Source organism: Deferribacterota bacterium (assembly GCA_034189185.1).
GTDB lineage: Bacteria > Chrysiogenota > Deferribacteres > Deferribacterales > UBA228 > UBA228.
The window spans coordinates 1-7,405 of the sequence record JAXHVM010000087.1 but is presented as its reverse complement, the minus strand read 5'-3'; the positions used below and the strand labels follow the sequence as shown (position 1 = coordinate 7,405).

General features: G+C 29.6%; 8 protein-coding genes. 3 read left to right on the top strand and 5 right to left on the bottom strand.

The features are described from left to right. The 4 genes from coaE to SVN78_06885 form a co-directional block, all read right to left on the bottom strand. Positions 1-455: dephospho-CoA kinase (coaE, locus tag SVN78_06900; protein MDY6821333.1), on the bottom strand; the 455-nt coding region annotated here is incomplete at its 3' end. Beyond that, positions 455-706 (bottom strand): YkgJ family cysteine cluster protein, encoded by a 252-nt coding sequence (locus SVN78_06895; GenBank protein ID MDY6821332.1) that lies wholly within the window; start codon positions 704-706, stop codon positions 455-457. The genes coaE and SVN78_06895, both read right to left, overlap by 1 nt. Beyond that, complete coding sequence (locus tag SVN78_06890; protein ID MDY6821331.1) at positions 696-1,448, bottom strand: fumarylacetoacetate hydrolase family protein; 753 nt, start codon at positions 1,446-1,448, stop codon at positions 696-698. Before SVN78_06890 ends, SVN78_06895 begins: the two co-directional genes overlap by 11 nt. Beyond that, positions 1,429-2,643, bottom strand: coding sequence for a hypothetical protein (locus tag SVN78_06885; GenBank protein MDY6821330.1), 1,215 nt, complete (start codon positions 2,641-2,643; stop codon positions 1,429-1,431). The genes SVN78_06890 and SVN78_06885 overlap by 20 nt, the downstream gene beginning before the upstream one ends. Between SVN78_06885 and SVN78_06880 the strand changes: the two genes are divergently transcribed. Next, positions 2,605-3,189 (top strand): metallophosphoesterase family protein, encoded by a 585-nt coding sequence (locus SVN78_06880; GenBank protein ID MDY6821329.1) that lies wholly within the window; start codon positions 2,605-2,607, stop codon positions 3,187-3,189. The genes SVN78_06885 and SVN78_06880 overlap by 39 nt on opposite strands. Continuing rightward, a complete protein-coding gene (locus SVN78_06875; GenBank protein MDY6821328.1) occupies positions 3,186-4,532 on the top strand; it encodes an FAD-dependent oxidoreductase in 1,347 nt (448 codons plus the stop codon). Before SVN78_06880 ends, SVN78_06875 begins: the two co-directional genes overlap by 4 nt. 396 nt (positions 4,533-4,928) lie before the next feature. Here the strand turns inward: SVN78_06875 and SVN78_06870 are convergent, their stop codons facing one another. Further along, entirely contained in the window at positions 4,929-5,459 is a 531-nt protein-coding gene (locus SVN78_06870; protein MDY6821327.1) for a hypothetical protein, read from the bottom strand. Between the two features lie 257 nt (positions 5,460-5,716). On the opposite strand from SVN78_06870, the gene SVN78_06865 reads away from it, so the two are divergent. Beyond that, positions 5,717-7,174, top strand: a complete 1,458-nt coding sequence (locus SVN78_06865; protein MDY6821326.1) for a sodium:proton antiporter — start codon at positions 5,717-5,719, stop codon at positions 7,172-7,174. Positions 7,175-7,405: the final 231 nt, after the last annotated feature.

The following is a 7,405-nucleotide window of genomic DNA, read 5'->3' as shown; positions in this document are numbered from 1 at the left end:
CCCTCATCTATATTATCCCTTTTTAACAACCTCTTATAGCATGTATCGTTTTTTGAGTATACAACTATAAGGCTGTCATATCGTTTAAATGATTGGGTCTCAATAAAAAGGGCTGCATGCACAATGATTATAGGTGATTTATTTTTTGATAAGATGTTATTAACAATTTCAATCTCTTTTTTTCTTATAAGTGGGTGAAGTATATCTTCTAATGCTTTTTTATAGCTTTTATCTCTAAATATAATATTTTTTAACTTGGCTCTATCTATAGAGTCATCTTTTGCTAGGATACCCTTTCCAAAAAAATTAACTACCTCATTATAGCCTATATTGTTTATATTCAATAATTCTTTTGAGATTTTATCTAAATCTATAGTGAATGCACCTAAATTGTTAAATATTTTAGCTGCAGTACTTTTACCTGATGCTATTGTTCCTGTTAGTCCTACATACATTAGCTATATATTTTTTTTAATATATATAATTTTTCATCTAACTGAAGGGAGCTTATTAGATAGCATATCTCATCTGCTTTAAAATCGCTGCACACTTCTGGTCTATTTTTATAAATTTTACACAAGCCTGTTTCAACGTCTAAATATTTGCAAGGCTTCATTGATTTTTTATTTAGTTTTGAAATACTATAGAATATACAACAAGCACCACATTTTAAGCATTTTAGATCATTAGTTTTATTATACGACATAGTTATTAAGTGTTGATAAACCACTAATTTCTACTTTTACATTGTCACCCTTTTTTAAGGCTGATACCCCTGGGGGTGTACCTGTTGCAATAACATCGCCTACTTGTAATGTCATAATTGTTGATATATAGCTTATTAGCTTTTCTATAGAGAAAATCATATCCCTTAAATAGCCAAATTGCTTTAACTGGTTATTTACATATACCGAGATTGCAGCACTATTAATGTCTAGTTCGGTTTCTATTAATGGGCCTATTGGGGCAAAGGTATCAAAAGATTTTGCAGTTGTAAAATTTTTCTCTTCAATTTGAATGTCCCTAGCAGTTATATCATTAAAACATGTGTAGCCAAGGATATGTTTAAAGGCATCTACTTCAGCTATATTCTTACCTTTTTTTCCAATAATTACCCCTAATTCACCTTCATGTTCAACCCTATTTGAAATTGTAGGATAATTGATTGGCTCATTATGAGCTATAATAGATGAAGGGGGTTTTAAAAAAAGTAGAGGTTTTATAGGGATGGGATTATTTAGTTCTTTTGCATGATCTATGTAATTTCTTGCAACACAAATTATCTTTTCAGGATTTATGGGTGGTAAAATTTTCACCTCGCTAAATTCATAATACTCATCAATTAATGTATAATCAGTAAAAAAATTTCCTAAAACCCTTCTTATTCTGTTATTTTCAATAACACCCTTTTTTTCAACATTATCACTCTTAAAACGTAAAAGTTTCATTTTTAGCCCTTTTTTTAATATATTCTATTGCTGCTTTTTTACTTTCAATCATGCCAAATGCAAGCTTATATTTAACTTCATTCAATAGTTTGCCAAAGACCTTACTCTCTTTAATCCCTAATAATTTCAGATCATTTCCATTTATAAGAGATGCTCTATTTATATCAATACTTTTAATTGCATCCCTAACTCGTTTATACAAAATATTATAATCTCCATTAAATGTTTCACGTGAAACATTTAGAATTGTTACAACATAATTTATCACTGAATAATTGTTATATATAATAAAATATAAATCACACTTTTTCAAATTTTTATCTAGTTTTTTGAAAGTGTTAATAGTTTTTTTTATTAGTGTGTATATTTTCTTAACAATTATAAACTTTTTTAGATGATTAATATTAAAATTTTGTACATAAATAAACGGGATAATTAGCGTGATTATTATCAAAATGAATTTATCATTTTTTTTATAATATTGCAAATCAGAAACTTTAAATAAATTATATAATAATCTTTTTTCGGTATTGTTTATGTTTTTTTTGTTAACGTTATCAACTTTTAGTAAGGATATAAACACTTCTGAATCTATAAAGATATCAATAATTAAGTTAAAGTATTTTGCAGTAAATGTTTTATATAATTCATTATATATTCTTTCACTGGCTATATCTAATAATAAATGTTTTAATTCTTTTATTTTTTTGAAGGTGTTATTGTCTATATTAAAATTTATCTCAGCAGCGAATCTAAAAGCACGTAAAATCCTTAATGGATCATCTAAAAAAGTATTGTCATAATTTATTCTTATTAATTTTTTATTAATATCTTCTATATTGCCTATTAACTTACCATCAGTTGTTAAGGCTAAACTATTAATTGTAAAATCTCTACAACCTAAATCTCGATATATGTTAGAACCTTTTGGCTTAGATATATCGATAGTAATTTCACCAATAACTATACGTATGTTATCTTTGAAGGCAATAATATTTTTTGATAGTAAACGTGCAAGCCCTGTTGCAAATTCAATATATGATATATTAAATACAACTATGTCAATATCCTTAATTGTTCTATTTAAGAGAAAGTCTCTCACAATCCCACCAACAAAATATACTTTACACTTTTTTTTGCTTTCAAGGTATTTAATATGACTAAAAAAAGGGAGTTTTGTGACATCGAAAATCATTTTATATTAAATTGTACTTTAATAAAGATGAAAAATCTATATAATTGTTTAAAAATGCGTGTCCTTATAATTTCTGATACACATGTGGAGTCGATAAATTATCTACCTAATGTAATAATTGATGAGGCTTCTAATAGTGATATAGTTATTCACTGTGGAGATATTGTTGGGCTAAATCTAATTGATGAGCTTAAGCAAATTTGCAGCACAATCTATGCTGTAAAAGGTAATATGGATCCACCTGAAGCTTCAGTATTGCCAAATAAAATTATAAAATATTTATCCTTTTTAAAGGTAGGTATAATACATGGAAGTGGTGCCCCTATTGGTATAAAAAAGAGGATATTAAAAGAATTTGATGAAAGTCTAGATATTATCTTTTATGGGCATACCCATATACCAGAGAATAAGTTGTATGAGGGGATACATTTTGTTAATCCAGGAAGTGTTACAAGAAATATAAAGAATAAATTTGGAAGCTATGGCATATTAAATATAAAAGAAAAAGATTATACTATTAATATAAAATATATAGGTCAATTATGAAGATAGCAATTGTTGGAGCTGGTTGTTCAGGGCTGTTTGCAGCATATAAGTTGATAGATAATAGCTCATTAGAGATAGATATTTATGAGAAAGGAAATCCGGTAGATAAAAGAAGCAGAAAGGAGGTCTTAAGCGGTTTTGGTGGCGCTGGGGCTTTTTCTGATGGCAAGTTGACATTGACAACAGCTTTTGGTGGCTGGCTTTCTGAATATATTAGTGAGGATGATTTAGAAAAACTAATAGATGAAGTAGATAAAATATGGAGAAAATTAAGCAGTGTAGAAACTCTAGATAATAAATGGGACTATGAAAAGGTAAAAGATTTAGAATACTTGTGTTCAAGGTATAAATTAAGATTGTATCCATCTAAAATAAGACATCTTGGAACAGACAATGCCCTTAAAGCAATAAAAAATTTAGAAAATATAATTTTATCAAGAAAGAATGTTAGGCTCTTTTGTAATAAAGAATTGGTTGACCTAATAATAGATGATGAGAAGATTTTGGGAATAGTTACTAATGACAACAAAAAAATATACTATGATAAAGTAATATTGGCAGTTGGTAGAAGCGGCAATTATAAGATGCAAGAATTGGCAGAAAAATATAATATCAGTAGGGATATTAACCCTGTAGATATAGGTGTTAGGGTAGAACTGCCAAGATCTATAACTGATTATTTTACAGATGTCTTATATGAATTTAAAATTAAATATTTTACTACCTATTTTGAAGACGAGGTGAGAAGTTTTTGTGTTAACCCTGGTGGATATGTTGCATTAGAGAGAAATGATGGGAGCATTCTGACTGTAAATGGCCATTGTTTTAAAAATAAAAAAAGTGATAACACAAATTTTGCCTTACTTGTCTCAACAAAGTTTACAGACCCCTTTCGAGAGCCCGTAAAGTATGGGATGTATATTTCTAACTTAGCCAATATGTTAAGTGGGGGTACTGTTATATTGCAGCGATTTGGTGATTTTATAAAAGGTAGGAGATCTACAGAAAAGAGAATTTCAAAAAATTATGTTTTACCAACCTTAAAAGAAGCAATGCCAGGGGATCTATCCTTTGTAATACCCTATAGATATTTAGAGGATATTAAAGAAACTATATATCAATTGGATAAGGTTATGCCTGGTTTAGCAGATCCCTCTACCCTCCTTTATGGCATTGAGGCTAAATTTTATTCAATGAGGATACATGTTGATAAGTCAATGAGATCTGTTGATATAGATAATTTATATTGTGTTGGTGATGGCGCAGGTTTAACAAGGGGTATAGTACAGGCCTGTTCATCTGGGATCATAGCAGCGCAAGATATATTAAACTCGGCTCTTTAATAATAGGGTTATGTCTTATTTAATTATTTTAAACAATTCAATTCTGCCCATTATATTTATTATTTTAATTGCCTTTGTTTATAATAAAATTATTAGTTCTTCTTCTAATGATATTGTTAAATTAGCAATTTATCTGTTTACGCCTATAATGATATTTACAAATTTAGTAGATTATAATGTTGACATACAAGCACTTGTTAAACCTTTTATTTTTATGTCATTTTATACAATTACTTTGGTTGTAATGAGCTATATTATTGGCAAATTGCTAAAATTAAATAATGATAATCTTATTTCATTTATTTTATCAATATCTATGATTAATATTGGTAACTATGGCATACCTCTAATATACTTTTCCCTGGGGAAAGAGGGAGAGATATATTCTATTATCTATTATATTGTTTTTAATATATCCCTTAGCACAATAGGTATATACTTGTGTAGTCCAAAAAAAAATATTGGATCGATAATGAAAAATATTTTAAAAATACCCATTTTTAGTGCTGCAATATTGGCTATTATTTTTACATCATTTAATTTAGTTATGCCTACTAGCTTAAAAAACAGCCTTTTTCTATTGAGTGAGGGTGCAATACCACTGCTAATATTTATAATGGGTTTACAGATTTCTAATATTAAATTTAATATTTCATACATAATCCCTATTATGGTGGCTACTATTTTAAGACTATTCATTTCTCCATTTATTGCGCTGTTGTTTTTATTTTTATTGAACATAGACGGCCTTGAGAGATCAGCGGCTTTAATACAGACATCAACACCCTCAGCAATGGTGCCGCTTATGATGAACATCTTGTTTGGCAGATCTACTGATTTACTAGCATCTATTATTTTTTCAACTACATTATTATCAGTAATAAGTCTACCATTAGTAATTAAATTGTTTGCATAATGAATAGGCAATATTTTCTTTCGCAGCACGAAGTTTAAGTATGTGTTAATTTGAAATATAAGGATAATATGAATTATTGAGAAAACATTGACATTTGTTAATTAATAGATGTATATAAATAGAATAAAAATAGAAAGTATAGCTCATATATGTAAAATATAATATAAATTTATAAACTGATCACCGATTGTTAAATATATATGAAATATTAATGAAGATAATATTATTTTAAAATAAATAAATATATTTAAACATGAGGGTTGTTAGAATGAAAAGAAAAATTATCATAACTATTATTTTTTTATCTATTATTTTTGTTGCCCCATCTATAGCAAGTGAATCTATAGGTGGTGAAAATATGAGTCAAGCTGTGATGAAAATGGCAGAGTCCCTTCCTCTTTGGAGTATAATCCCCTTTGCTGGAATCTTGCTCTCCATTGCCTTGTTTCCTTTATTTGTTCCTTCTTGGTGGCACCACAACTTTGGCAAAGTCTCTGCCTTTTGGGGACTACTAACAGTTATTCCACTAGTATTAGTATATAAAAAGGCGGGTCTTCATCAAGAACTACATATTTTTATCACCGATTATTTTCCTTTTCTTATTTTACTCTGGACACTTTTTACAGTGGCAGGTGGGATTTTACTTAGGGGTAGCCTGCTAGGCACACCAAAGGTTAACACGATTTTAATAGCTATAGGTACATTTTTAGCTTCCTGGATGGGTACAATGGGGGCAGCCATGCTTATGATTAGACCCTTTTTAAGGGCTAATAAATACCGAAAATATAGGACATTTATGGTTTGCTTCTTTATTTTTTTAGTGGCTAATATTGGAGGGGGGTTAACCCCGGTTGGCGACCCTCCGCTGTTTATTGGCTTTTTACACGGGGTTCCATTCTTTTGGACAACCATTAGATTGCTGCCTCACATACTTTTTGCTTCAATCTGTATATTAATAATATATTTTTTCTTAGATCTTTATTACTATAAAAAAGAAGAGAGAGAGGGAACACTTAATCCTCCCAAAGAAAAAACCCCTTTAAGTTTAGTAGGCTGGTATAATTTCATACTTTTAGGTGGTGTAGTGGCTTCTGTTATATTTAGTGGGACAGTGAGGATTGGAAGTGTATCTATATTGGGGATTGAGCGAACTATAGAATCTCTTTTAAGAGATGGATGGATGATTATCATAGGCATTATATCCCTTTTAATTACCCCAAGATACATAAGGAAGGAAAATGATTTTACATGGTTCCCTATTATTGAGGTGGGCTATTTATTTGCAGGTATTTTTGCCACCATGGCACCACCCTTGCTTATTTTAACTGCTGGAGAAAAGGGGGTAGCTGCACCTTTATTGAAATTGGTAGAAGAGCCAGTACACTATTATTGGATAACTGGAATTCTTTCTGCTTTTTTAGACAACACCCCAACATATTACACATTCTTCACTAGTGTGTTAGGCAAATTCTTTGCAGGCATGCCAGAACCTCAAGCAGTACCGTTGTTGCTCACACAAAAAGCACTTTATCTTGAAGCTATTTCAGTGGCAGCTGTATTTTTTGGCGCTTGTACCTATATTGGTAATGCCCCAAATTTTGCTGTGAGGTCAATCGCTGAACAATCAGGAACTCCTATGCCCAGTTTTTTTGGCTATATTATTAAATATAGCTTTACAGTTTTGATTCCTATATTTATAGTTGTGGCATTAATATTTTTTGTCTAGCCAAAAAATACTATATTGTATACCTTGTTATATTATTATGTTGTTTTTGTGTTTTAGTATTAACCTAGTTTATTGCTAATGAACCTCTATTAGAATGGAGAGAGAGTATTTAAAAAAAATTAACTTTACAAATAAATAAATAGTGTTATAATAATTGTTGTGAATAGTAATAGTTTAGAATTAATGATTGGAAAGACAATTAAAAGGATACGAGAAGAAAAAGGGGTCACT

Coding starts and splice junctions, on each gene's coding strand:
- SVN78_06865 (MDY6821326.1), top strand. CDS start 5,717: ATGAAAAGAAAAATTATCATAACTATTATTTTTTTATCTATTATTTTT.
- SVN78_06875 (MDY6821328.1), top strand. CDS start 3,186: ATGAAGATAGCAATTGTTGGAGCTGGTTGTTCAGGGCTGTTTGCAGCA.
- SVN78_06880 (MDY6821329.1), top strand. CDS start 2,605: ATGACTAAAAAAAGGGAGTTTTGTGACATCGAAAATCATTTTATATTA.
- SVN78_06890 (MDY6821331.1), bottom strand. CDS start 1,448: ATGAAACTTTTACGTTTTAAGAGTGATAATGTTGAAAAAAAGGGTGTT.
- SVN78_06885 (MDY6821330.1), bottom strand. CDS start 2,643: ATGATTTTCGATGTCACAAAACTCCCTTTTTTTAGTCATATTAAATAC.
- SVN78_06895 (MDY6821332.1), bottom strand. CDS start 706: ATGTCGTATAATAAAACTAATGATCTAAAATGCTTAAAATGTGGTGCT.